The sequence below is a fragment of the Treponema sp. J25 genome (assembly GCF_004343725.1).
Lineage (GTDB): Bacteria > Spirochaetota > Spirochaetia > Treponematales > Breznakiellaceae > J25.
Genome location: NZ_PTQW01000001.1, coordinates 1 through 471 on the forward strand (window position 1 = coordinate 1; position 471 = coordinate 471).

Consider the following 471-nt stretch of genomic DNA (forward strand, 5'->3'; position numbering starts at 1 on the left):
GGCGGCGGTTTTGTCTGAGGCCCGGGCGTACTCAGTGAAGAGGTGACACAAGTATCGATAGGGTTCGTGGCCGTTGGCTTTGGCGGTCTCGATGAGGGAATACAGTCGCCCACTGGCCTTGGCCCCATGCACGGAGTCATGAAAAAGCCAGTTCTTGCGGCCAATCACAAAGGGACGAATGGCGTTCTCTACCGGGTTGTTGTCGGGGGTAAGCAGCCAGTGGTCCACATACCGAATCGCCCGGCGATACTGCCCCAGGGCATAGGCGATGGCAGACCCCAGGGGACTGTGGGGCGGGACCTTCGTCTCCCAGTGGTTGAGCCAGGAACGAATCTCTTCAAAGACCGGCGTGGTCGCAGCCTTGCGTTCCTCCACAAAGGCGTCCTGAGAAAGCGCCCCTGCAGCAAGACGGGTGCGCAGATCCTTTTCAATCTGATAGAGTTTTCGGATGAGGCGTACCATCTCGGCGGC

Annotated in this window: 1 protein-coding gene; it reads right to left on the reverse strand. The window is 59.4% G+C overall.

Annotation, left to right across the window (positions count from 1 at the left end):
• Positions 1–471 (reverse strand): IS66 family transposase (locus C5O22_RS00005; RefSeq protein ID WP_165910349.1); only part of this gene is annotated, 471 nt, incomplete at both ends.